The sequence below is a fragment of the Cellulomonas sp. NEAU-ZC6 genome (genome assembly GCF_056844425.1).
Genome location: NZ_JBXFYH010000001.1, coordinates 1,388,927 through 1,412,294 on the forward strand (window position 1 = coordinate 1,388,927; position 23,368 = coordinate 1,412,294).

Annotated in this window: 17 protein-coding genes and 1 pseudogene; 7 read left to right on the forward strand and 11 right to left on the reverse strand. The window is 77.4% G+C overall.

The genetic code is table 11. The features are described 5' to 3' along the window. Positions 1 to 17 precede the first annotated feature (17 nt). From AC1050_RS06385 to AC1050_RS06405, 5 genes are read right to left on the reverse strand one after another with little or no spacing between them, the layout of a single operon-like run. Positions 18 to 1,211: a VWA domain-containing protein gene (locus AC1050_RS06385; protein WP_482386523.1), complete on the reverse strand. Its 1,194-nt coding sequence runs from the start codon at positions 1,209 to 1,211 to the stop codon at positions 18 to 20. Next, positions 1,208 to 3,496, reverse strand: a complete 2,289-nt coding sequence (locus AC1050_RS06390) for a DUF5682 family protein (RefSeq protein ID WP_482386524.1) — start codon at positions 3,494 to 3,496, stop codon at positions 1,208 to 1,210. Before AC1050_RS06390 ends, AC1050_RS06385 begins: the two co-directional genes overlap by 4 nt. Further along, positions 3,493 to 4,638, reverse strand: a complete 1,146-nt coding sequence (locus tag AC1050_RS06395; protein WP_482386525.1) for an ATP-binding protein — start codon at positions 4,636 to 4,638, stop codon at positions 3,493 to 3,495. The genes AC1050_RS06390 and AC1050_RS06395 overlap by 4 nt, the downstream gene beginning before the upstream one ends. Further along, positions 4,635 to 6,263, reverse strand: coding sequence for a DUF5691 domain-containing protein (locus AC1050_RS06400; protein WP_482386526.1), 1,629 nt, complete (start codon positions 6,261 to 6,263; stop codon positions 4,635 to 4,637). The genes AC1050_RS06395 and AC1050_RS06400 overlap by 4 nt, the downstream gene beginning before the upstream one ends. Continuing rightward, positions 6,260 to 7,609 carry an SWIM zinc finger family protein gene (locus AC1050_RS06405; RefSeq protein WP_482387248.1) on the reverse strand — a complete coding sequence of 450 codons (1,350 nt, stop codon included), beginning with the start codon at positions 7,607 to 7,609 and terminating at the stop codon, positions 6,260 to 6,262. Before AC1050_RS06405 ends, AC1050_RS06400 begins: the two co-directional genes overlap by 4 nt. A gap of 177 nt (positions 7,610 to 7,786) precedes the next feature. Here AC1050_RS06405 and AC1050_RS06410 point away from each other — a divergent pair, with 177 nt between their 5' ends. Further along, the gene (locus AC1050_RS06410; RefSeq protein ID WP_482386527.1) at positions 7,787 to 8,386 is read left to right on the forward strand and encodes a D-alanyl-D-alanine carboxypeptidase family protein; all 600 of its coding nucleotides are present in this window, start codon (positions 7,787 to 7,789) and stop codon (positions 8,384 to 8,386) included. A 162-nt stretch (positions 8,387 to 8,548) separates the two neighbouring features. Continuing rightward, positions 8,549 to 8,710 carry a hypothetical protein gene (locus tag AC1050_RS06415; RefSeq protein ID WP_482386528.1) on the forward strand — a complete coding sequence of 54 codons (162 nt, stop codon included), beginning with the start codon at positions 8,549 to 8,551 and terminating at the stop codon, positions 8,708 to 8,710. Between the two features lie 29 nt (positions 8,711 to 8,739). On the opposite strand, the gene AC1050_RS06420 is transcribed toward AC1050_RS06415, so the two are convergent. Both AC1050_RS06420 and AC1050_RS06425 read right to left on the reverse strand, forming a co-directional pair. Next, the gene (locus tag AC1050_RS06420) at positions 8,740 to 9,480 is read right to left on the reverse strand and encodes a DNA polymerase domain-containing protein (RefSeq protein WP_482387249.1); all 741 of its coding nucleotides are present in this window, start codon (positions 9,478 to 9,480) and stop codon (positions 8,740 to 8,742) included. Positions 9,481 to 9,853: 373 nt separating this feature from the next. After that, a pseudogene (locus AC1050_RS06425) lies at positions 9,854 to 10,363 on the reverse strand (DNA polymerase ligase N-terminal domain-containing protein); the annotation flags it as partial. Positions 10,364 to 10,564: 201 nt separating this feature from the next. Here AC1050_RS06425 and AC1050_RS06430 point away from each other — a divergent pair. From AC1050_RS06430 to AC1050_RS06445, 4 genes are all read left to right on the forward strand, one after another. Beyond that, positions 10,565 to 12,190, forward strand: coding sequence for a methyl-accepting chemotaxis protein (locus AC1050_RS06430; protein ID WP_482386529.1), 1,626 nt, complete (start codon positions 10,565 to 10,567; stop codon positions 12,188 to 12,190). 34 nt (positions 12,191 to 12,224) lie between these two features. After that, complete coding sequence (locus AC1050_RS06435) at positions 12,225 to 13,847, forward strand: LuxR C-terminal-related transcriptional regulator (protein WP_482386530.1); 1,623 nt, start codon at positions 12,225 to 12,227, stop codon at positions 13,845 to 13,847. 129 nt (positions 13,848 to 13,976) lie between these two features. After that, complete coding sequence (locus tag AC1050_RS06440; RefSeq protein ID WP_482386531.1) at positions 13,977 to 14,375, forward strand: hypothetical protein; 399 nt, start codon at positions 13,977 to 13,979, stop codon at positions 14,373 to 14,375. Further along, positions 14,372 to 15,511 (forward strand): class I SAM-dependent methyltransferase, encoded by a 1,140-nt coding sequence (locus AC1050_RS06445; RefSeq protein ID WP_482386532.1) that lies wholly within the window; start codon positions 14,372 to 14,374, stop codon positions 15,509 to 15,511. The genes AC1050_RS06440 and AC1050_RS06445 overlap by 4 nt, the downstream gene beginning before the upstream one ends. A gap of 47 nt (positions 15,512 to 15,558) precedes the next feature. Here the strand turns inward: AC1050_RS06445 and AC1050_RS06450 are convergent, their stop codons facing one another. Further along, positions 15,559 to 17,124 carry a CYTH and CHAD domain-containing protein gene (locus AC1050_RS06450; protein ID WP_482386533.1) on the reverse strand — a complete coding sequence of 522 codons (1,566 nt, stop codon included), beginning with the start codon at positions 17,122 to 17,124 and terminating at the stop codon, positions 15,559 to 15,561. 87 nt (positions 17,125 to 17,211) lie between these two features. Here AC1050_RS06450 and AC1050_RS06455 point away from each other — a divergent pair, with 87 nt between their 5' ends. Further along, a complete protein-coding gene (locus AC1050_RS06455; RefSeq protein ID WP_482386534.1) occupies positions 17,212 to 20,832 on the forward strand; it encodes a TM0106 family RecB-like putative nuclease in 3,621 nt (1,206 codons plus the stop codon). A gap of 37 nt (positions 20,833 to 20,869) precedes the next feature. Here the strand turns inward: AC1050_RS06455 and AC1050_RS06460 are convergent, their stop codons facing one another. From AC1050_RS06460 to AC1050_RS06470, 3 genes are read right to left on the reverse strand one after another with little or no spacing between them, the layout of a single operon-like run. After that, on the reverse strand, positions 20,870 to 21,655 hold the full coding sequence (locus AC1050_RS06460; protein WP_482386535.1) for an amino acid ABC transporter ATP-binding protein: 786 nt from the start codon (positions 21,653 to 21,655) through the stop codon (positions 20,870 to 20,872). Next, positions 21,652 to 22,320, reverse strand: a complete 669-nt coding sequence (locus tag AC1050_RS06465; RefSeq protein WP_482386536.1) for an amino acid ABC transporter permease — start codon at positions 22,318 to 22,320, stop codon at positions 21,652 to 21,654. Before AC1050_RS06465 ends, AC1050_RS06460 begins: the two co-directional genes overlap by 4 nt. Positions 22,321 to 22,369: 49 nt before the next feature. Next, entirely contained in the window at positions 22,370 to 23,206 is an 837-nt protein-coding gene (locus tag AC1050_RS06470) for an amino acid ABC transporter substrate-binding protein (RefSeq protein WP_482386537.1), read from the reverse strand. Positions 23,207 to 23,368: the final 162 nt, after the last annotated feature.

Genomic DNA, 23,368 nt, shown 5'->3' on the forward strand with positions numbered 1-23,368 from the left:
GGGCAGGGGCGCCCCGCTCAGCCCTCCGCGTGCGCCGTGACGATCCCCTGGTCCGCGGCCCACCGGCCGATGTCCCGCCGCTCGATCGCCGCGGCCATGAGGTCCGGGAACAGGTCCGGCGTGCACGCGAAGGCCGGCACGCCGACCTCCGCGAGCGCCGCGGCGTGCGCGCGGTCGTAGGACGGGGCTCCGGAATCGCTGAGCGCGAGCAGCGCCACCACCGTCACGCCCGCGCGGACCATCGCGGCGGCCCGGGCGACCATCTCCTCGGCGATGCCGCCCTCGTACAGGTCGCTGATCAGGACGACGACGGTCTCCGTCGGCCGCTCGACCAGGCCCTGTCCGTACGCGAGGGCGCGGTTGATGTCGGTGCCGCCGCCCAGCTGCACGCCGAACAGCACGTCCACCGGGTCGGACACCCGCTCGGTGAGGTCGACGACCTCGGTGTCGAACGCGACCAGCCGCGTCTGCACGGACCGCAGGGAGGCGAGCACGGCGCCGAAGACCGAGGAGTAGACGACGGACTCCGCCATGGAGCCGGACTGGTCGATCAGCAGCACGATCTCCCGCTGCACCTGGGTGCTGCGCCGGGCGTGGCCGACCAGGCGCTCGGGCACGACGGTGCGGTGCTCGGGGAGGTAGTGCCGGAGGTTCGCGGCGACGGTCGCGGCCCAGTCGATGTCGGCGGCGCGGGGCCGCCGGGTGCGCGCGGACCGGTCGAGCGCGCCGGTGACCGCCTGCACGGTGCGCTGCCGCAGCCGCTCCTCGAGCTGGTCGGTGACCACCCGGACCACCCGCCGCGCCGACTCCCGGGAGTGCTCCGGGATGACCCGTCCGAGCCCGACCAGCGTCGTGACCAGGTCCAGGTCGGGCTGCACCGCGGCCATCATCTCGGGCTCGAGCAGCAGCTGGCGCAGGCCGAGCCGGGTCATGGCGTCCCCCTGCATCACCTGGACGACCGACGACGGGAAGTAGGTGCGGATGTCGCCGAGCCAGCGGGCGACCTTCGGCGCCGACCCGCCGAGCCCGCCGGACCGGTCGGCACCGGCCTCGCCGTACAGGTCGCGCAGCACCTGGTCGCGGCGCGCGTCGTCGGCGCTCAGCGAGACGCCGCCCAGGCCCTCGTCGGCGGGCTCGCCGAGCACCAGCCGCCAGCGCGTGGCCCGGTCGCGGGCGGTCGTGCCCCCGGGCACCACGTCGTCGTCGCTCACGCGGACACCTCCAGGCCGATCAGCCGGGCGACGGCGCGCGCCGCGGGCAGGCCGCGCGGCAGGTCCAGGTCGGTCGACCCGGCCCGCGGGTCCCCCGGGGTGCGCAGCCGGTGCCCGACCTGGCGGCGCTCGGCCGCGCTGAACCGGCCGAACGCGCGCCGCAGCAGCGGCAGCAGGTCCTCGAACGTGCGCTCGTCGACACCGGCCACCCAGTCGTCGACCAGGCCGAGCAGCGCGGGGTCGTGCAGCAGGAGCAGGGCGTCGCCCTCGAGGAACCCGTCGAGCCACGCGGCGCCGTCGGCGGCCGGGGCGCCGACGGACAGCCGCCGGGACATCCGCTCGGCGGCGGTGGCCGCGTCGATCGCCCCGGAGTCGAGCAGCAGCCGGTGCACCCGCCCGGACACGGCGGCGTGCGCGCCGGGGTCGGCGGCGAGCGCGAGCAGACCCGCGCGCCACGGCTCGGCCAGGGCGGGGTCGTCGAGCAGCCGGACGCCGCGGTCGGCGGACTCGACGGCGAGCCGCAGCTCCGCCCCCGCGTCGTCGTCCAGCGCCAGGCTCGCGGCCCGCAGCCCGACGGCGACGCGGGTGACGACGGTCCCGAGGACGCGGGCCACGCCGGCGGTGTCCACCTCGCGGACGTCGCCGTACCGGCGGGTCCGGGCCAGCGGCTCGACGGCGCGCAGCAGGGTCACCGGGTCGTGCTGCTGCGCGGTCCGCCGCTCCAGCGCCACCAGCACGGCGGCGAGCGCGTCGGGCAGGTCGCACAGCAGGCACTGCTCGACCAGCCCGGCGAGCGCGGACAGGTCGGTGGCCGCGGCGGCCCGCTCGCGCACGGTGCCCTCCGCCGCGGCGGGCACGGTGGTCCCCCGCAGACCGGCCTCCACCACGCGGACCGCGAGCTCGGGCGCCCAGAGCAGGTCCCACGCCTCGCGGAACGTGCCGGTGGTCCGGGTGCCCGGCTCGGCGGGCCGGCCCCAGGGCACGTCGAGCAGCAGCAGCCGGTGCTGCAGCAGGGAGCGCGCGCGGTGCAGCTCCTTGCGCAGGTCCAGCTGCAGCACGGCCGGCACCGCGGACGGGGTCATCCGCAGCGCGCGCTGCCGCCGGGCCAGGTCGGCGGCGAGCGGCACCATCGGCACCGCGTCCGGCACGCTGCCCATCGCCTCGCCGACCACGAGCGTGCGGTGCACCAGCGCGAGCGGCGCGGCCGACCCGCCGCAGAGCACGGCCTGCGCGGCGTCGGTGACCTCGGAGAGCCCGACCGACGGGCGCCCGCGCACGACGGCGAGCGCGGCCGCGAGCCGGGTCGCCTCCACCACGGACGCCGGCGGCGCGTCGAGCTGCTCGTCCCGCAGCGCCCGGCCGACGCGCACCAGCCAGGACGCGGTGACGTCCTCGGGCGTGCTGCCGGGGCGCTGCCCCTCGACGAACAGGTGCTGGTACCAGCCGGGCGACGTGACGCCGGCGCCGTACCCGCTGGCGACCGCGAGCCGCCCGGCGGTCCACGGCGCCCAGGTCGCGGTGACCTTGACCTTCGGCAGCCCGGCGAGCAGCGCGGTGTCCTCCCGGACCGGCACCCGCGCGTCGGGGTGCACGGCCGGGGCGTGGAACGCGCCGCAGACGAACGCCACCCGCTCGGCGCCGCCCCGGAGCGCGGCGCGGACCGCCCGGCGCATCGCGGCCTCCCGGCGGCGGGTCTCCAGGTCGTCCTCCGGGCCGGTCGCCCGGACCGCGGCCATCGCCTCGCGGAGGGCGTCGAACCGCTCGGGCGCCGAGCCGGAGCGGTGCTCGACGGCGTCCTCCCACCAGCGCTCCGGGTCGTCGTAGCCGGCGGCGGCCGCGAGCTCGGCGATCACGTCGAGGCGCTCGTGCACGACCGGGGCGGTGGTGCCGGCCGCCGAGTCGTCGGACGGGTCAACCGACGGGGCGTCCGACGCGGCGTCGGGCGCCTGCTCGGCGTCCCGCAGCGCCAGCACGTGCGTCGCGGGCAGGTCGGCCAGCTCGACGCGCCGCCCGCGCGCGACGGCCCAGCGCAGCGCCACCCACTCGGGCGAGAACGCGGCCATCGGGTAGAAGCTCGCGCGTCCCGGCTGGTCGACCGCGTAGACCAGCCCGGCGACGGGCGGCACCAGCCCGGGGTCGGCGACGAACGGGACCAGCGGCGTCAGCTCGGGCGCGCCCTCGACGAGCACCACGTCCGGGTCGATGACGTCCAAGGCCTCGGCGACCGACCGGGCGCTGCCCGGCCCGTGGTGCCGGACGCCGAGGACGTGCACGCGCTCGGTCACGCGAGCTCCCGGCAGGCGCGGTACAGGTCCTCCCAGCCCGGCCGGTCCCGGACGACGGTCTCCAGGTACTCCTGCCAGACCAGGCGGTCCTGCACCGGGTCCTTGACGACCGCGCCGACCAGGGACGCGGCGACGTCCTCCGCACGCAGCACGCCGTCGCCGAAGTGCGCCGCCAGCGCGGTGCCGTTGGTCACCACGGAGATCGCCTCGGCGGTGGACAGCGTCGCGGACGGCGACTTCACGGTGGTCCGGCGGTCGAGCGTGGTCCCGCCGCGCAGCTCGCGGAACACCGTCACCACCCGCTCGATCTGCGCGAGCTCCGCCAGCTCCGGCGGCAGCTCCAGCGACCGCCCGACGGCCGCGACCCGGGTGCGGACGATCTCGACCTCCTGGTCCAGCGTGTCCGGCAGCGGCAGCACGACGGTGTTGAACCGCCGGCGCAGCGCGGACGACAGGTCGTTGACGCCCTTGTCGCGGTCGTTGGCCGTCGCGATGACGTTGAACCCGCGCCGGGCCTGCACCTCGGTGTGCAGCTCCGGCACCGGCAGCGTCTTCTCGGACAGGATGGAGATGAGCGCGTCCTGCACGTCGGCGGGGATGCGGGTCAGCTCCTCGATCCGGACCAGCGCGCCGCGCCGCATCGCGGTCATCACCGGGCTCGGCACGAGGGCGTCGGTGGACGGCCCCTCGGCGAGCAGCCGGGCGTAGTTCCACCCGTACCGCAGCTGCTCCTCGGGCGTCCCGGCGGTGCCCTGGACCACCAGCGTCGAGTCGCCGCTGACCGCCGCGGCCAGGTGCTCGCCGACCCAGGTCTTCGCGGTCCCGGGCACGCCGAGCAGCAGCAGGGCCCGGTCCGTGGCGAGCGACGCCACGGCGATCTCCATCAGCCGGCGGGACCCGAGGTACTTGGCCTGCACCTCCGTGCCGTCGGGCAGCGTGCCGCCGACCAGGTAGGTGGTGACCGCCCACGGCGACAGGCGCCAGCCCGGCGGGCGCGGGCGGTCGTCGGCGGCCGCGAGCGCGGCGAGCTCGGCGGCGTACGCGTCCTCGGCGTGCGCCCGCAGGATCGGCGCGTCGGCGGGGCCGCCGGACAGGTCCTCGGACCGGTCGGCGGGCTGGGGCTCGGGGTGCTGCGACGTCATGCGAAGGCCTCGTCGATCGTGCGGAGCAGGGACAGGTGCTGGAGCAGGTCCGCCAGCGCGCGGGCACGGGTCCGGGCGGCCGACGCGGCGAGCGCGAGCCGCCCCGACTCCTGGGGGTCGCGGGCGCGCTCGACGGCGCGCTCCGCGTCGGTGGCCGCGCGGTCGGCGACCGCCCGGGCCCGGTCGAGCGCGTCGGTGGCGGCGGGGTGCAGCCGGCGGCCGAGCAGCTCGACCGGCAGCGTGAGGGTGCGGTAGGTCGTCGGGTCCGCGGCGACCCGGGCGACCGCCTCGGCGACGGCGACGCTGAGCCCGGCGTCCCACGGGCCCGGCACGGTCTGCGCCATCGGCACCAGGGCGTCGGCCGGCCCGGCGGCGAGCCAGCGCAGGGCGGCGGCGCGCTGCTCGGCGGGCGGCAGCACGGACGCCGCGGCGGCGTCCCACTCGTCCGCGACCATCGCGCGCGCCCACGCGACGTCCCGCCGGGCGACGACGACCCGGCGGACCGCCGAGCGCAGCGCCTGGTCCGGGTCCAGCCGCAGCACGCCGGCGGGGTCGGTGCCGGTGGCGGCGGTGAGCACCGCCAGCGGCGCACCGGTGACCAGCCGGTCGAGCACCGCCGCGTCCCGCGCCCCGCCCGGGCCGGCGCCCAGGCCGTCCCGGCGTGCGGCGGCGTCCAGCGGGCCGGGCGCGGCGACCACGAGGCGCTTGCGCAGCAGCCCGGTGACCTGCAGCAGCGGGGCGAGGCGCGCGGCCATCCGCTGCGCCCGGGCCGAGGTCGGCAGGGCGTCGAGCAGCTCGAGCGCGACGGCGCGCACCGTGACGGCGCGGTCGTCGAGCGCGGGCTCGAGCACGGCGTCGTCGGCAGGGCCGAGGCCGGTCGCCAGGGTGCGGAGCAGGGTGGCGCGCGACTCGGCCCCGGCCGTCGCGGACGCCGCCACCACCAGCGCGCGGGCCCGGTCGGGGTCGGTCGCCCGCAGCGTGGTGAGGCGCTCGGCCAGCTCCCGGACCGGGAGGCGGAGCAGGGTGGCGTCGTCCTCGGGCGCCTCGGCCTGACCGGCACCGCCGCCCGCGGCCCACGCCCACTCCGGGCGGCGCGCCGCGAGCCAGCGGCCCCGGGCGTCGAGCACCGGGAGCAGCGACGCGCGCAGGGCCGGGCGGCGGGTGCCCTCGGCGAGCAGGGTCGGGAGCAGGGCGTGCGGCACCCGGCGCCCGTGCGCGGCGGCGGTGTCGCACCACCGGTGCAGCAGCGGGTCGCGCAGGTCGCGACCGACGGGCGGCTGGGTCAGCACGAGCTGGAGCACCTGCAGCGCGCGGGCCGGGGCCGGCGGGTGCGCGTCGGCCGGAGCCGGGCCGGGCGGTGCGGTGGCGGCCGGGACCGCGCGGCCCGCGGCCCGCAGGGCACCGCCGACGGCCGCCGCGTCGAGCAGCGCGAGCTCCGGCCCGGCGTCCGGGCGCTCCCCGACGCCCAGCCCGGGCAGGTCCGGCAGCCGGGGCACCCGGCCGCGCGCCGTGCCGACCAGCGCCGCGGCGGTCACCGCGGCCCACCAGGTGTCGGGCGGGCCGGGCTGGCCGGTCGGGCCGGGCTGACGGGCCGGGCCGGGCCGGCCGTGCACGTCGGCCGTCACGCCGCCACCACCCCGTCGGCCCCGGCGACGCCCGCCCCGGACAGCACGCGGAACGCGCCGTCCTCGAGCTCGCCGAACAGGTCGACCGGCGCGCCGCCGGCCCGTGCCAGCAGGGTCCACGGGTCGACGTCGGTCGCCACGGGCAGCTGCCCGCCGGCGCCGTCCCGGACGACGACCGCGGGATCCGGCCCGCCCGATCCGGCCGCGCCCGCCACGTCGAGCGTCACGCCCCGCAGCACCGCCGGGACGCGGCGCGTCCACGGGCTCGCGGCGAGCACCTCGGCCAGCAGCGCGTGCGCCGCCGCGAGGTCGCCGCCGCCCGGCAGCGCGGCCGCGGCCCCGACGACCTCCGGCGCGCCCACGAACGTCGCGCGGCGCACGCCCGCCCCGGGGTACCGGGCGACCTCGCCGCGCAGCCGCGCCCCGACGGTCTGCGCCACGGGCAGCGGGTCGGCGCCGGCCGCGAAGTCGAGCACCTGCACCGTCTCGCCGGACTCCTCGCCGCGGAGCCAGGTGCGCTGCTGCTGCACCCGCCCGTCCAGCGTCCGGAACGCGCCGAGCACCACCCAGGTGCCGGCGACCCGGTCCTGGCCGCGCACCTCCTCCGCCGCGACGGCCCAACCGACCGCGGTGCGCAGGTCGCCGGTCAGCCCGGCGTCCAGGTCCTCGCGCCGGCGCCACGCCTGCACCACCGTCCACCACCGGCCGACGGCGGCCAGCAGCACCGGCACCCAGTCGTCCTCGCGCTGCAGCCGGCCGCCGACCGCCCGCACCTCGTCGGCCAGCCCGGGCAGCTGGGCGTCGACCAGCCGGGCGGCCGCCGCGTCCCACCAGGACAGCGGCTGCCGGCGCGCGGCGGCCAGCCCGCCCCGGACCAGGTCCGCCAGCCACAGCGCGAGGTCCTCGACGCCGGCGCTCATCGTGGCCACCCGCTGCGCGCGCCGCCGCTCGGCGGCCTCGGGGTCGACGGGCTGCGCGGGCCGGCCCTCGGCGCGCTCGGAACGCCGGGTCGCGCGCCCGGCGCGGTCGTCCGCCCACTCCTGCGCGAACGCGGCGACGGTGCCGTCGCCCTCGGCCAGCGCCCCGGAGGACCAGAGCAGCAGCAGCGCGAGGGCGTGCTTGCACGGGAACTTCCGGCTCGGGCACGAGCAGCGGTACGCGGGGGCCGTCAGGTCGACGCTCACCTGGTACGGCGTGCTGCCCGACCCCTGGCACCGCCCCCAGACCAGCACGTCGCTCGCCCCCGTCGACGACCACGGGCCCGGCCGGGCGAGCTTGCGCGCGGCGGCCAGCGACGACGCGTCGGGCGCCTTGGCCTGCACGTCCTCGAGGGTCCAGCGCTCCATGGTGCGGCCATCCTGCCGCACGCCCCCGACAGCCGGACACCGGTCCGCGCCCGGATCCCTCGTCCGGCGGTGCTCCCACAGGACCAGGTGCGGGTCCTCCCCCGGTCCGACACCACGCCGCGCGGGTGGGCCCGTCGCCGGACGCGGCCGACGCGGGCGGGGCGGGAGCGTGGTGACATGACCACCTCCCCCGCTCCTCGCCCGGTGCGCCACCCGGTCCGCCACCGCCGCCCGGCTGCCGCCGCCGCCCTCGCCTGGGTCCTCGTGCTCGGGCTGGCCGCCTGCACGGCGCCGGGTTCCCGGGACCGCGCCGCCGCCGCCGAACCCGACCCGGGGCTCGCGCCCGGCACGGTGGCCGCGGTGGAGCAGCCCACCCCGCCGCTGGATCCGGGTACGGCCGGCACCGAGGGTCTCGACCCCGAGCTCGCCGCCCGGTTCGCGGCCGCGCAGCAGGCCGCCGCGGCAGACGGCGTCGAGCTGCGGCTCGTCTCCGGCAGCCGCACCGCCGAGGAGCAGCAGGCACTGGTCGACCAGGCGGTCGAGGAGCACGGCGTGCCCGAGGCCTACCGCTGGGTGCTGCCGCCCGAGGACTCCGCGCACGTGCAGGGCCTCGCGATCGACGTCGGCCCCACCGAGGGCACGTACTGGCTCGTCGAGCACGGCCTGGAGCACGGGCTCTGCCAGACCTACGCCAACGAGGTGTGGCACTTCGAGCTGCTGCCCGACGGCGCCGAGGTCTGCCCCGAGCAGCACGCCGACGCCTCCTGGGCGTGGTGAGGCGGCGTCCGGTCCAGGACCGAGGTCCCGGGCGCGGCAGGGCGCGCGGACCATGCTGGAGGGGTGGGCCGACCCGGCCCGCAGGCCGCGAGGACGCGACCCGTCCTCCGCGGCGACCCTCCGGTGGCGCGACCCGCCACCCCGGCCGTGCGGGAGGACCCCATGCACCCCGACCTGTTCCTCGTCGTGTACCGCCAGCAGGAGCGCGAGCTCGCCGACCGGCTCGAGCACGAGCGCTCCCGGGCCACCCGGCGTGATCTGCCCGCCCGGCGCGGCACCCACCGCGGCCCGCTCGCGGCGCTGGTGGCCCGCCGGCGGCGGTGACCGGAGCCGGGTCTGCGTCCGCAGGGGCCTCAACCGATCCGCGGGAGCACCTGGTCCGCGCGGAGCACGTCCCGGAACGGGTCCCCGCGCTCGGCGACCCGGTCGAGCACCGTGCGCACCGTGAACGCGTCCGGGCGCAGCCACGGCTCGTCCAGCTCGTCCCAGGTGATCGGCGCCGACACCGGCGCCCCCGGCCGGGCCCGCGGGCTGTAGGGCGCGACGAGCGTCTTGTTGATCGCGTTCTGGGTGTAGTCCAGCCGCGCCTGCCCGCCGCGCGCCCGGACCTCCCACTTCCAGCTGACGAGCTCGGGGACCACGGCGCCGACCGTCCGGGACACCCGCTCGACCCACGCACGCGTCTCGTCGAACGACGGCCCCGTCGCGATCGGGATCCAGATCTGGATGCCGCGCTGACCGGTCACCTTCGGGACCGCCCGGACGCCGAGGTGCTCGAAGGCGTCCCGGTGCAGCCGGGCCAGCAGCAGGACGTCGTCCCACGTGGTCGACGGGCCGGGGTCCAGGTCGACGAGCGCGTACGTCGGCCGGCGCGGCGCGTCGGTGCGGGACGTCCAGGCGTGCCACTCCAGCGCACCGAAGTTCGCCGCCCAGACCAGCGCCGCGGGCTCGTCGACGACCAGGTAGGTGCGCGTGTCGTCGTCGTCCGCCTCGGGGTTGTCCCAGCGGGGCAGCCAGTCGGGCGCGTGGTCCGGCAGCTCCTTGTGCCAGAACCCGGCCGTGCCCGCGCCCTGCGGGTACCGGTGCATGTTCAGCGCCCGGCCGCAGGTACGGCAGCGCGACCGGTGCGATGCGCGCGGCGTAGCGGAGCAGCTCGCGCTTGGTCACCGGCTCCTCGCCCTCGCGGGCCGGGAACAGCACCTTGTCCAGGTTGGTCACCTTGAGGCGCCGGCCGTGCACCTCCCAGGTGCCGCCCTTCGGGCCCAGGTCGTCCAGGGCGGCGAGCTCGTCGTCCGTCGGGGGGTCGACCTCGGGCGGCCGCAGGTCCACCGACGCCTGCGCCGCCGGCAGGTCGGAGCGCCACAGCCGGTCCGGGTCGGCCTTCACCTCGTCGTTGGTCCGGCCGCTGAGCACCGAGCGCGGGTGGTCCTCGGCGTCCCAGCCGGGCACGGCGTGCTCGTCGTGCTTGTGCAGGAGCAGCCACTGCTCCTTGCCGCCGGGGTCCGGCCGCCCGCTGCGCACCAGCGCGATCCGGCCGCGCAGCTTCTCCCCGAACACGTCGGCGTGCAGCTCGCCGGCCGCGATCGTGGCGGCCGGGTCGTCCGTGCCGTGCGGCTCCCAGGTGCCGCGGTCCCAGACGATCACGTCGCCGCCGCCGTACTCGCCGGCGGGGATGACGCCCTCGAAGTCCTCGTACTCGATCGGGTGGTCCTCGACGTGCACGGCCATCCGCCGCACGTCCGGGTCCAGGGTCGGGCCACGGGGCACCGCCCAGGACACGAGCACGCCGTCGACCTCGAACCGGACGTCGTAGTGCAGCCGCCGCGCGCGGTGCCGCTGCACGACGAAGCGGCGGCGCGCGCCGGCCGCGGCGGGTGCCGGGTCGGCGCCCGCGGGCTCGGCGGTGCGGTCGAAGTCGCGCATCGAGCGGTACGTCTCGAGGCCGCGGCCGTCACCGGCGCGTCGTCGCTCCGCCACGTGCGTGCCCTCCCGTCGCCTCGGCCGTCCTCCGCCGGGTCCAGCCTGGCGGACGCGGGGCGACGGTGCGCGGCGAGCCGGGTCGCCGGGCCGGCCCCGCGCACGACCGGGACCAAAGTCCTAGACGCGACAGGCACCGTGGCCGATAGGTCGGGCACCGGAGCACAGGGGGTGCTCCGGACGCCTTCCGGAGGACCGCACGTGACCACCACCACCGCCGCCACCCGCCCGTCGCTCGTCTCCTGGGTGCGCGACCGCGGCGTGAGCACCCGCATCCTCGCCGCCGTGCTGCTGGCGGCCGTCGTGGGCACCGTCGTCGGCGTCGTCGGCATCTCGGCCCTCGCGAGCACCAACGCGGCGACCACCGCCATGTACGAGCAGAACTTCGCCGGCCTGCAGCACGCCGCCACCCTGCGGCGCGCCATGGTCCAGATGCGCCTGGACGTCACCAACCACGCGCTGTCCGTCGACGACTCCACCATGGCGGGCTTCGAGGACAAGATCGCCGCCAGCGAGACCGAGCTGCGCGAGGCGCTCGCGGCGTACGCGGCGCTGCCGCAGGACGCGACGTCGGAGCAGGCGCTCGCGGACTTCGAGTCCGCCCTCGCCCAGTACGTCGGCATCCGCGACGACCAGCTGCTCGTCGCCAGCCGGGCGCACGACACCGACGCCTTCGCCGAGGTCCGCGACGAGGTCGCGCAGCCGGTGATCGACGCGATGTCCGCGGCGGTCACCACGCTGGTCGACACCGAGGAGACCACGGCCGCGGCCGCCGCCGCGCAGGCCGCCGCGGACTACCGGGCCAGCCGGACCACCATGCTCGTCGTCCTCGTGGTCGGCACCGCGCTGGCGCTCGGGCTCGGCACCCTGGTGGCGCGGTCGATCGTCCGCGGGCTGCAGCGGGTCCGCACGCTGGCCGACGCGCTGGAGCGCGGCGACCTCACGGTGACCGCCGGGCTGACGGGCGGGGACGAGGTGGCCCGGATGGGCACCGCGCTCGACGCCGCGGTCGGCACGCTGCGCGGCGTGATCGGCACCATCGACGCGTCGTCGTCCGCGCTCGCCTCCGCCGCGGAGCAGATGTCGGCGGGCAGCGGTCAGATCGCGGCCGCCGCCGAGGAGACCGCCGCGCAGGCGGGCGTCGTGTCCGCCGCGGCGGAGCAGGTGTCCCGGAACGTGCAGACCGTGGCCGCGGGCTCCGAGCAGATGGGCGCCTCGATCCGGGAGATCGCGCAGAGCGCGTCCCGGGCGGCCGAGGTCGCCGGGCGCGGGGTGGCCGCCGTCGGCGCGACCACCGCGACGATGGACCGCCTCGGCGAGTCGAGCAGGGAGATCGGCGACGTGGTCCAGCTGATCACCTCCATCGCCGGGCAGACCAACCTGCTGGCGCTGAACGCCACCATCGAGGCGGCCCGCGCCGGCGAGGCGGGCAAGGGCTTCGCCGTCGTGGCCGGCGAGGTCAAGGAGCTCGCGCAGGAGACCGCGCGCGCCACGGAGGACATCGCCCGCCGGGTCGAGCTGATCCAGGCCGACGCCGCCGGCGCCGTGACCGCCATCGACCAGGTTGAGTCGATCATCACGCAGATCAACGACCTGCAGACGTCCATCTCCGGCGCCGTGGAGGAGCAGACCGCCACCACGTCGGAGATCAACCGCAGCGTGGCCGAGGCCGCGACCGGGTCGGGCGAGATCGCCGCGAACATCGCCGGGGTCGCCGGGGCGGCGGACCTGACCACCCAGGGTGCCGCGGAGTCCCGGGGCGCCGTGGCGTCGCTGGCGCAGATGTCGGCCGAGCTGCAGCAGGTCGTCAGCCGGTTCCGCGTCTGAGCCGTGCGCGGCGCAGGGCTACGGTGCGGTCAGGATGAACCTCACCGACGAGCTCGTCGCGGCCCGCGCCGCGCACGCCCGGGGCGACTGGCCGACCGCCTACGGGGCGCTGTCGCGGGCGCGCGCGGTCGCGGAGCTCGAGCCCGCCGACCTCGCCCGGCTCGGCGGCGCCGCGTGGTGGGTGGGCCGGCTGCAGGAGTCGCTCGAGGTCACCGAGACCGCGTTCCGCCGGCTGGAGGACGCCGGGGACGCCGCAGGAGCGGCCGACCGGGCGCTCGACCTGGCGCTGGTGTGGTTCACCCGGGGCGACCTGGTGGTCACCTCCGGCTGGCTGAACCGCGCCCGGCGGCTGCTGGCCGGCCTGCCCGAGAGCACCGCGCACGGGCACCTGCTGTACCTGGACGGCTCGCTCGCCCTGTTCCGGCGGGACCTGCCGCCCGTCCGCCGGGCCGGCGAGGAGCTGGCCGGGCTCGCCCGGCGGGTGGGCGACCCCGCGCTCACCTCGCTCGGCCTGGTGCTGACCGGGCTGGCGGACCTGCGGCTCGGCCGGACGGCCGACGGCTTCGCCCAGCTGGACGAGTCGATGCTTCCGGTGCTCGCCGGCCGGCTCCCGCCGGAGTGGGCGGGCGAGGTCTACTGCACCGTCATCCACGCGTGCCACGAGCTGGGGGACCTGGAGCGGATGCGCGCCTGGACCCGGGCGACCGAGCGGTGGTGCGAGCAGTTCCGCGGCGAGGTGGTGTTCTCCGGCATCTGCCGGGTGCACCGGCTGCAGCTGCAGTGCACCGAGGGCGGGTGGGCCGACGCCGAGGCGGGCGTCGAGCGCAGCGGCGCCGAGCTGGAGGGCCGCAACGACTGGGTCGCCGCCGAGGCGTTCTACCAGCTCGGCGAGCTCCGGCGGCTGCGCGGCGACCGCGACGGCGCCCGGGTGGCGTACGCCCGGACCCGCGCGCTCGGCACCGACCCGCAGCCCGGCGAGGCCCTGCTCCGGTACGCCGCCGGCGACCGCGCGGGCGCGTGGGCGGGGCTGTCCGGCGCGCTGGCCGGCCGGGACCGGCTCGCGAGCGCCCGGCTGCTCGCGGCGGGGGTGCCGCTGGCGCTCGCGCTGGGGACGGTCGCGGAGGCCGAGCGCTGGTGCGACCGCCTGCAGGAGGTCGCGGCCGAGTTCGACACCCCCGGCTTCCGCGGCTGGGCGGCCCAGGCGCGCGGCGCCGTGCAGGTGGCCCGCGGCCGGTACGCCGACGCGGTGGCGTCCCTGGAGGCCGCCGCCCGCGAGTACCGCGGGCTGCACTGCCGGTACGAGCTCGCGCAGGTGCACGAGCTGCTCGCCGCGGCCCACGTCGGCGCCGGGCGGCCGGAGGTCGCCGCGGCGGACCGGGCCACGGCGCTCGCGATCTACGTCGAGCTGGGGGCGCTGCCCGACGTGCGGCGCCTGGACGAGGGCGCCGGGCTGCCCGGCGGCCTGACCGACCGCGAGGGCGAGGTGCTCGGCCTGGTCGCGGCCGGGCGGAGCAACCGCGAGGTCGCCCGCACGCTGGTCATCAGCGAGAAGACCGTGAGCCGGCACCTGGCGAACATCTTCACCAAGCTCGGCGTGCCCTCGCGCACCGCGGCGGCGGCGTGGGCGCACGAGCACGGGGTGCGCACCCCCGGCTGAGCGCCTGCACCACCCGCCCCACCGTCCGGCCCGGGCGCTGCACCGAAGGCCCGACGCGGCACCCGCACCCCCGCTCCTAGCGTCGCAGGCATCCGGCGCACGGCCGGGCACCGGCAGGAGCGGACGGACATGGCACTCGACCTCGCGGTCGTCGCGGGCAGCGTCTCGACGGCGGTCTTCGCCGGGAGCATGCTGCCCATGGTGGCCAAGGCGCTGCGCACCCGGGACCTGGCCTCGTACAGCGTGCCGAGCCTGCTGCTGAGCAACGCGGGCAACGTCGTGCACTCGGTGTACGTCTTCAGCCTGCCGGCCGGGCCGATCTGGGCGCTGCACACGTTCTACCTGGTGGTCACCGCGCTCATGCTCGCGCTGGCCCTGCGGCACCCCGTCGCCGCGGACGTGCGCCATCCGCCCCACGCCGGCGCCGACGGGACGCACGATCTGCCCGATGCCACCGTCCCGGCCCCGTTCCTAGCGTCGGAGCACGCCGGCCACCCGGGCCCGGCAGAACCGAGAGGACGACCGTGACGACGACGACCCGCACCACAGGCACCACGACCACGACCGCGCTCGAGCCGACCGCGCTCGACCCGACCCCGCTGTCCGCGTCCGAGGCGGCCGCGGCGCAGCAGTTCGCCGGGCGGATGCTCGGCGTGCTGAACGACGCGGCGGTCGCCCTGCTGACCAGCACCGGGCACCAGACCGGCCTGCTCGCGACGATGGGCGGGCTGCCGGCCGCGACCAGCGAGCAGGTCGCCGACGCCGCCGGCCTCGAGGAGCGGTACGTCCGCGAGTGGCTCGGCGGGATGACCGCGGCCGGCGTCGTCCGGTACGACGCCGCGTCCGGCACCTACCTGCTCCCGCGGGAGCACGCGGCCGTGCTGACCCCGGCCGCCGGGCCGGACAACCTCGCGGTGCTCATGCAGCACGTCGCGATGATGGGCGAGGTCGAGCAGCGGACCATCGCGCGGTTCCGGGACGGCGGCGGGCTGTCGTACGCGGACTACCCGACGTTCCACCGGAACATGGCCGAGACGAGCGCAGCCGTGCACGACGCCGCGCTGGTCGACGGCATCCTGCCGCTGGCCCCGGACCTGCCGGCGGTGCTGCGGGCCGGCGCGGACGCCGCCGACGTCGGCTGCGGGCGGGGGCACGCCGTGAACCTCATGGCCCGTGCCTTCCCGGCGAGCCGGTTCACCGGCTACGACTCGTCGGCGGCCGCGATCGACGCCGCCCGGGCGGAGGCCGCCGCGATGGGGCTGACCAACGCGGTGTTCGAGGTGCGGGACGTCGCCACGCTCGACGTGCACGAGGCGTACGACCTGGTCACGGCGTTCGACGCCGTGCACGACCAGGCGCGGCCCGCGGCCGTGCTCGAGGCCGTGCGGCGCGCTCTGCGTCCGGGCGGCACGTTCCTGATGGTCGACATCCAGGCGTCCAGCCACCTCGAGCAGAACCTCGCCCTGCCCTGGGGTGCGTACCTGTACGCGATCTCGACGTACCACTGCATGAGCGTCTCGCTCGGCCAGGGCGGTGCCGGGCTCGGGACCGTCTGGGGCGTCGAGCGGGCGGCGGCGATGCTCGCCGAGGCCGGGTTCGGGCACGTCGAGCAGCAGCAGGTGGCGGCCGACCCGTTCAACGCCTACTTCGTGGCGCGACGCTGACGCGGGCTGCCGGTGCGGGCGCCCGTGACGCGTGCTGCCCGCACCGGTCAGGCCAGCCAGCGCCGGAGCCCCGGGCGCCGCGCCGCCCGCCACGCGTCCCGCACCTGCTCCTCCGCGGCGCGGCCGCGCGCCTCCTCCAGGGCGTGCAGCCGCCCGTAGAGGAACGCGACGTCGGTGGTCGGTGCGTGCCGCGCCAGGTCGCGCAGCCGGCCCCGGGTGACCACGGAGTCCTGGTGCTCGCCGAGCACCTCCTGCAGGTCCTCCATCGCCGCCGCGTACCGGGTCGCGTCCGCCCCGAGCACGCCCTGCACCGCCTCGCCCGCGTACCGCGCCCCCTTGGCGGCCTTGCGGGCCGCGTGCAGCGCCTCGTCCCGCCGGTGCCCGGCCGGCCGCCGGCGCGCCCGGCGCAGGCGCTTGCGCACCTTCGCGTCCCGCTCCGCCACCTGCCGGGGCAGCACCTTCGTCGCGCGACCCGCGGCCCGCGGGGTGAAGGGCGGGTCGGTCACCAGCGCGTGCAGGTCCGCCAGCAGCCGGTGGTAGCGGTCGGAGTCCAGCACCGCGAGCACCTCGCCGAGGCTCTCGCGCGCGGCCCGGCCCAGGTCCGTGTCCGCCGTGGCGGCCGCCGCCAGCGACGCGTCCGCGGGGTCCTCGGCGTCGGCGCCGGACCGGACCCGGTCGCGGAGCACCTCCGCGTCGCGCGCCCGGCCGAGCTCGCCCGCCAGCCAGCGCAGCTCCTCGCGCAGCGGGCGGACCACCGCCGGGTCGAACAGGGACCCGAAGGTGCGCAGCGCGTTGCGCAGCCGCCGGGACGCCACCCGCGCCTTGTGCACCGAGTCGGGTGCGCCGAGCCGGACCAGCAGGTCCTGGGCGCGCAGCTGCTCGTCCTGGTCGGCGAGGTAGGCCTGCACGACGTCGCCGGCGGACGCCTTGCGGGTCGGCTCCGGGACCGGCGCACCGGCCGTGCCGGCGCCGCCCAGCAGGCGGTCGAGCTTGGAGGTGGCCTTCGCCGGCTTCGCGCCGATCCCGCGGAGCCGCTCCTCGACGACGTCCAGCAGCGCGGGGTCGCCGTCGACGAGCTCGACCTCGAGCTCCCGCCACGTCGTCGTCGCGCCGGTCGCGTCGCCGGACCCCTGGACGGGCCGCACCCGGCGGGCCTGCACCCGGTCGTCGACCACCTCGAGCAGGGCCCGGCCGGTCGCGTCGACCAGCCGGTGCACGGTCCGCTCGGTGCGCACCTCGGCGATCGGGCGCAGCGTCCCGCCGCGCGTGACGGCGCGGACCGTCGCGCGCAGCGGCGCCGGGACGGTCCGCACGGCGCGGCCCGGCGGCAGCCGCACCTCGTCCCGGGTGTCCGCGCCCGCCGGCACCTTGAGGTGCCAGCCCGCGTCCGCCCCGCCGGTCCGGCGCCGGAGCGTCAGGCCCGCGGCCGCCAGCCGCAGGTCGTCGGTGTCGAAGTAGGTCGCGGTCAGCTGCACGACCTCCTCGCCCGACGTCACCGGGGTGCCGCTGCCGGCCCACGCGGCGGACCCGGCCAGCAGCTCGCTCAGCGGGGGCAGCACGACCTGCGGCCCGGCGGTGTATTTGCGCTCGACCTCGCGGTGCACGTCAGCCATGGTCCGTTCCTACCGTGGTCGGTCCCGGGCGGCGAGCGGGGGAAGCGGGCGGGGTCGCGTGTCCGGGGCCGCGGGTAGCCTCCGAGCGTGCTGATCCTGGACGACGGCTCGCTGGCCTACAGCGCGACCGACATGGCGGACGCGGCCACCTGCGAGTTCGCGGTGCTGCGGGCCCTCGACGCCCGCCTGGGCCGTGCCGAGCCGCTGCGCCGGGCCGCCGACGCCACGCGGGAGCGGGCCGCCGTGCTCGGCGCGCGGCACGAGCAGCGGGTGCTGCGGCAGCACCTGGAGCGGCACGGCCGGTACGACCCGGCGACCGGGCGCGGCGTCGTCGTGATGGACCGCCCGCGCCGCACCACCCGCGCCGCGCTGCTCGCGGCGCACGACGCGACGCTGCAGGCGGCGGCCGCCGGCGCGGACGTCGTGCACCAGGCCGGCTTCTTCGACGGCCGGTTCACCGGCTGGGCGGACTTCCTGGTCCGCGAGGGCCGGCACACCGGCGACCGCCCGCGGTACGCCGTGGTCGACACGAAGCTCGCCCGGCACGAGCGGCCGACCGCGCTGCTGCAGGTGACGGCGTACGCGGACCAGCTGCTCGCCGCGGGGGTGCCCGTCACCGACGAGGTGCACCTGGTGCTCGGCGACCAGGTGACGACGGACCACCGGCTGCGCGACCTGCTGCCCGTGTACCGCGAGCGCCGGCGCCGGCTGCAGGACCTGCTGGACCGGCACCAGGACGCGGGTGGCCCCGTGCGGTGGGGCGACGACCGGTTCCGCGCCTGCGGGCGGTGCGACGCCTGCGCGCCCGAGCTCGAGCGGCGCCGCGACGTGCTGCTGGTCGCGGGGGTCCGCACGACCCAGGCCGCCCGGCTGCGCGCTGCCGGCGTCCGGACGGTCGAGGACCTCGCGGCACGGCGGGAGCCCGTGGCGGGCATCGGCACCAGCACGCTCGCGGCGCTGCAGCAGCAGGCGGCCCTGCAGGCCCGGCAGGACGCCGTGGCCGCCCCGGGGTACGTGGCGTTCGAGCTGGTCGACACCGCGGCCGTGGCGGCGCTGCCCGCGCCGGACCCGGGCGACGTGTTCTTCGACTTCGAGGGCGACCCGCTGTGGGCCGCGGGCGAGGTCGGCCCCGACGGGCAGCCCGCGGTCTGGGGCCTGGAGTACCTGTTCGGGCTGGTCGAGGCCCCGCAGGGTGCCGCCGAGCCGGCGTTCCGTGCGTTCTGGGCGCACGACCGGGCGCAGGAGAAGCAGGCGCTGGTCGACTTCCTCGCCTACGTGCAGGAGCGGCGCGCCGAGCACCCGGGCATGCACGTGTACCACTACGCCCCGTACGAGAAGACGGCCCTGCTGCGGCTGGCCGGGCGGCACGGTGTCGGCGAGGACGTCGTCGACGAGCTGCTGTCCGCCGGGGTGCTGGTGGACCTGTACGCCACCGTGCGCGCGAGCCTGCGCACCGGGCAGCGGTCGTACTCGCTGAAGCAGCTGGAGCCGCTGTACATGCCGGAGGCCCGCACCGGCGACGTGACGACCGCCGGCGACTCCATCGCGGAGTACGCGCACGCGTGCGCGCTGCGGGCCGAGGGCGACGAGGCCGGCTGGACGGCGGCCGTCGCCGCGATCGGCGCCTACAACGCGTACGACTGCCGGTCGACGCTCGCGCTGCGGGACTGGCTCCTGGCGCGCGCGGCGGACGTCGGCGTCGTGCCGGGCCGCCCGGTCGCGGCGCAGGACGTGGCGGGCGACGCCGACGGTGCCGACGGTGCCGACGGTGCCGACGGTGCCGCGCCGGAGCACGACGACCTCGCCGCGGCGCTGCTCGCGCACGCCGACGACCCGGCCCGGCACGTCGACGGCCGGCGCAGCGACGACCAGCAGGCCGTCGCGCTGCTCGCCGCGTCCCTCGGGTACCACTGGCGCGAGCACAAGCCGTTCTGGTGGGCGCACTACGACCGGCTGGTCGCCGATCCCGCGGACTGGACCGACGCGCGCTCGACGTTCGTCGCCGACCGCGTCGAGGTGCGGGAGGACTGGCACGTGCCGCCCGGGCGGCGGACCCGGCGGCGGGTGCTCGAGATGACGGGCCGGCTCGAGCCCGGCAGCGAGCTGCGGGCCGGCGCGGCGTGCCTCGGGCTGTTCGACCGGCCCGTGCCCGGGCACGCGCGGACCAGCGCGGCCGGCGCGCGCGGCTGGGCGCCCGGCTTCACCGTCGAGGAGGTCACGTCCACCGGCGACGGCCCGGCGGCGCGGGACGTGCTGCGGGTGGCCGAGCAGCTCCGGGCCGCCGACGACCCGCACGACTCGGCGCCGATGGGCCTCGGCCCGACCCCGCCCCCGAGCACCACCACGATCGCCGCCGCGCTGCGCGACCTCGCCGCGGGCATCGCGGACCGGCTGCCCGACCTGCCGCCGCAGCCGGCGCTCGACCTGGCCCGCCGGCGCGCGCCGCGGCTGCGGTCCGGCGGGCCGCTCCCCCGCCCCGGCACCGGGCCGGACGCGATGGTCGCCGCGATCACCGCCGCCGTGCGGGACCTGGACGGGTCGTACCTGGCGGTGCAGGGGCCACCCGGGACCGGCAAGACGTACACCGGCTCGCACGTCGTCGCCGACCTGGTCGCGTCGGGCTGGCGCGTCGGCGTCGTCGCGCAGTCGCACGCCGTCGTCGAGAACATGCTGGCGAAGGTCGTCGAGGCGGGCGTGGACGCGGCGGCGGTCGCCAAGAAGCCGCGCACGCGGCCCGACCCCGCGACGCCGTGGGTGCAGCCACGGGACACCGCCGCGTTCGGTGCGTTCTACGCGTCGCGGACCGGTGGCTACGTGGTGGGTGGCACGGTGTGGGACTTCACCAACGCCGCACGGCTGCCCGCGGGCGGCCTCGACCTGCTGGTGGTCGACGAGGCCGGGCAGTTCTGCCTCGCCAACACGTTCGCCGTGTCCGGCGCGGCCCGGAACCTGCTGCTGCTCGGCGACCCGCAGCAGCTGCCGCAGGTCTCCCAGGGGCACCACCCCGAGCCGGTCGACGCCTCCGCGCTCGGCTGGCTGACCGACGGCCACGACACGCTGCCGGCGGAGCTCGGGTACTTCCTCGCCACCACCTGGCGGATGCACCCGGCGCTGTGCGCGCCCGTGTCCGCGCTGTCCTACGACGGTCGGCTCACCGCGGTCGACCGGGCCGCGGGCCGCGCGATCGAGGGCGTCGAGCCGGGCGTGCGGTGCGTGCTGGTCGACCACGTCGCCAACTCGGTGTCCTCCGTCGAGGAGGCCGACGAGGTGGTCGCGCAGGTCCAGGGCGTGGTCGGCCGCCGGTGGACCGACCCCGTCGCCGGCGTGGACCGGCCGCTGGTCGCGTCCGACGTGCTCGTGGTCGCCGCCTACAACGCCCAGGTGTGGACCCTCACCCGCGCCCTGGAGCGGGCCGGCCTGCACGACGTCCGGGTCGGCACGGTCGACCGGTTCCAGGGGCAGGAGGCGCCGGTCGTCGTGGTGTCGACCGCCGCGTCGTCGCCGGAGGACGTCCCGCGCGGGATGGAGTTCCTGCTCAGCCGGAACCGGCTGAACGTCGCGCTCTCGCGCGCGCAGCACACGGCCGTCGTCGTGCGGGCGCGGGAGCTGACCGACTACCTGCCCGCCACGCCGGCGGGCCTGGCCGAGCTCGGGGCGTTCATCGGGCTGTGCGAGGACGCCGGAGAGCTCGCGCGCGCGACCGCGTGACGCGGTGCCCCCGCTGCCGGCACCGCCCGGCCGCCCGCTACAGCGGGTCCAGGATCCGGCGCAGGAACTGCCGGGTCCGCTCGTGCGCGGGCCGGCCGAGCACGTCGGCGGGCGGGCCCTCCTCGACCACGACGCCGCCGTCGATGAACACCACGTGGTCCGCCACCTGCTGCGCGAACCGGATCTCGTGGGTGACGACGATCATCGTCCAGCCCTCCGCGGCGAGGTCGCGCATCACGGTGAGGACCTCCCCGACGGTCTCCGGGTCGAGCGCCGACGTCGGCTCGTCGAACAGGATCAGCTGCGGGCGCAGCGCGAGCGCCCGCGCGATGCCGACCCGCTGCTGCTGCCCGCCGGAGAGCTCGTGCGGGTAGGCGTCCGCCTTCTCGGCCAGGCCGACCTTCTGCAGCAGCGCCCGGGCCTCGGCCGTCGCCTCGGCCACGGGGCGGCGCTGCGCGTGCACCGGGCCCTCGGTCAGGTTCTCCAGCGCCGTGCGGTGCGGGAACAGCTGGTGGGACTGGAACACCATGCCCGACCGCGCCCGCAGCCGGCGGAGCTCGGCCTGGTTGTGCCGGGTTGCGAAGTCGAGCGTCGTGCCGGCGACCTCGACGGTGCCCGCGTCCGGGATCTCCAGCGCGTTCAGGCAGCGCAGCAGCGTCGTCTTGCCCGAGCCCGACGGGCCGATGATCACGGTGACGCTGCCGGGTGCGACGTCCAGGTCGATGCCGCGCAGCACGCGGTTGTCGCCGAACGACTTGGCGAGCGCGCGCACCCGGACCAGCGGGCCCGCGGCGGGGGTGTCGGTCACGTCGTCCTCCGTCATGTGGCCACGTACCGGTCGAGGCGCTTCTCGAGCCGGACCTGCAGGGCCGAGAGCACCAGGCAGATCAGCCAGTAGATCACCGCGGCCAGCGAGTACAGGGTCATGAACTCGTACGTGGGCGCCGCGATCTCCTGCGCCTTGCGCAGCAGCTCCGTCACCATGATCGTCGAGGCCAGCGAGGTGTCCTTGACCAGCGAGATGAAGGTGTTGGACAGCGGCGGCACCGACACCCGCAGCGCCTGCGGCAGCACGACGCGGCGCAGGGTGAGCGTCGGGCCGAGGCCGATCGTCGCCGCCGCCTCCCACTGCCCGCGCGGCACCGACAGGATCGCCGCGCGGATCGTCTCCGCGGCGTACCCGCCGACGTTCAGCGAGAACGCGATGACGGCCGACGGGAACGGGTCGATCACGATCCCGAGCGACGGCAGCGCGTAGAAGATCAGGAACAGCTGGACCAGCAGCGGCGTGCCGCGGATCACCGAGATGTACGCGCGGGCCAGCCACGACAGCGCCCGCACCCGCGACAGGCGCGCGAGCGCCACGAGCAGCGCGATGACGAGCCCCGCCACGAACGAGATGATCGTCAGCGGGATGGTGCCGCGGATCGCCCCCTCGAGCAGCGGACCGATCGAGGTCCGGACCAGGTCCCAGGTGGAGTCGTTCACGCGCGGCACCTGCAGCGCCCACCGGGGACGTGACGGCGGTGACGCGGGGTCACTGCGTGACGTCCTGCCCGAACCACTTCTCGGAGATCTCCGCGAGCGTGCCGTCGGCGCGCAGCTCGTCCAGCGCCTCGTCGATGGCCGGCGCCAGGTCCGAGCCCTTGAGCACCGGGAAGCCCTGCTCCACGACGTCGTCGGTCTCGAAGGCGATCTTCACGTCGGTGTCGCCGGAGGACTTCAGGTAGTCCAGGACGGCGAGGTTGTCGTTGAACGTCAGGTCGATGCGGCCCTGCTTGAGCAGCGCGATCGCCTGGGTGAAGCCCTCGACGGACTCGACGGTCGCGCCGGCCTCCGTGGCGACCTGCGTCCAGTTGGACGTCGCGGACTGCGCGGTGGTGAGGCCGGCGACGTCCTCGATCGAGGTGATGTCGGTCGAGTCCGCCGGCACCACCGCGACGCCCGTCGACACCGTGTAGGGCTCGCTGAAGTCGTACTTCGCGGTGCGCTCCTCGGTGATGCTGACCTGGTTGGCGACCACGTCGTAGCGGCCGGCGTCCAGCCCCGCGAAGATCGAGTCCCAGGTGGTCTCGGAGAACTCCGCCGTGACGCCGAGGTTCTCGGCGACCGCGGTGATCACCTCGACGTCGTAGCCCGTGAGCTCGTCCGACGCGTCGTGGAAGGAGAACGGCGCGTACGTGCCCTCGGTGCCGACCCGCAGCACCCCCGCGTCCTGCACCGCCGCCAGCGCGGAGCCGTCGGACGAGGCCCCCTCGTCGCCGTCCCCGGAGCCGGAGCCGCAGGCCGTGAGGGCGAGCGCGGCGGCAGCCGCGGCGGCGACGGCGAGGGCGCGGGTCCGGGCACGGCCGGGGCGGGGGGCGGGAGCAGGCATGGGAGGTCCTTCCGGACGACGGGAGATGGCGGTGGTGCCGGGCGGTGACGGAGGGGGTGCGCTCACGACCGAACGCGGGGGGACGACGGCGGTGCGGGGGCCGGGCCCGCCGGCATCGGCCGGTGGCCCGGGGCGGCGCCCGGGAGGCGCCGGACGACGCGC

Bases quoted from the DNA above. Each gene is read 5' to 3' on its own strand.
- AC1050_RS06395 (WP_482386525.1), bottom strand. From the start codon at position 4,638: ATGACGTCGCAGCACCCCGAGCCCCAGCCCGCCGACCGGTCCGAGGAC.
- AC1050_RS06405 (WP_482387248.1), bottom strand. From the start codon at position 7,609: ATGGAGCGCTGGACCCTCGAGGACGTGCAGGCCAAGGCGCCCGACGCG.
- AC1050_RS06410 (WP_482386527.1), top strand. From the start codon at position 7,787: ATGACCACCTCCCCCGCTCCTCGCCCGGTGCGCCACCCGGTCCGCCAC.
- AC1050_RS06415 (WP_482386528.1), top strand. From the start codon at position 8,549: ATGCACCCCGACCTGTTCCTCGTCGTGTACCGCCAGCAGGAGCGCGAG.
- AC1050_RS06435 (WP_482386530.1), top strand. From the start codon at position 12,225: ATGAACCTCACCGACGAGCTCGTCGCGGCCCGCGCCGCGCACGCCCGG.
- AC1050_RS06440 (WP_482386531.1), top strand. From the start codon at position 13,977: ATGGCACTCGACCTCGCGGTCGTCGCGGGCAGCGTCTCGACGGCGGTC.
- AC1050_RS06450 (WP_482386533.1), bottom strand. From the start codon at position 17,124: ATGGCTGACGTGCACCGCGAGGTCGAGCGCAAATACACCGCCGGGCCG.
- AC1050_RS06460 (WP_482386535.1), bottom strand. From the start codon at position 21,655: ATGACGGAGGACGACGTGACCGACACCCCCGCCGCGGGCCCGCTGGTC.
- AC1050_RS06470 (WP_482386537.1), bottom strand. From the start codon at position 23,206: ATGCCTGCTCCCGCCCCCCGCCCCGGCCGTGCCCGGACCCGCGCCCTC.